Source organism: Pseudomonas sp. HY2-MNA-CIBAN-0224 (assembly GCF_040310285.1).
In the GTDB taxonomy this organism is placed as follows: domain Bacteria; phylum Pseudomonadota; class Gammaproteobacteria; order Pseudomonadales; family Pseudomonadaceae; genus Aquipseudomonas; species Aquipseudomonas helleri.
Window position 1 is genome coordinate 1 of record NZ_JBEOPQ010000319.1, and the last position, 318, is coordinate 318.

A 318-nucleotide genomic window follows, 5' to 3' on the forward strand; every position below is an offset into this window, starting at 1 on the left:
AATTCGGGATGGGCTCGTGCTTTATAGCAATATCCTCAATATTTTTGGCACGGCGAGTGCCTTGTAACTCTTCAAACTCAGCTTGGATCGCCTCTTCATAAGCCGCATATTTGTTGTCGGAGAACTTCAAGAATATCAGACCTAAGACAGGCGTAGCATATTCGTTAGGTTTAAGATCAGTATTGGCTCTCAGGGTATCTGCTGCTTCCCAAAGTTGGTCTTCTAAGCGTTTGATGTCTTCTAATTTCATGATTTTCCTAAATTAAACAGTTATGGAGATGTCGAAATCTATTACTTGGATAGACTTTGATACTTTTG

1 protein-coding gene is annotated in these 318 nt (G+C 39.9%); it reads right to left on the reverse strand.

All coding sequences use genetic code 11. The features are described from left to right. A partial coding sequence (locus AAEZ03_RS26565; protein WP_350582765.1) for a type I restriction-modification system subunit M N-terminal domain-containing protein occupies positions 1–250 on the reverse strand: 250 nt, incomplete at its 3' end. Positions 251–318: the final 68 nt, after the last annotated feature.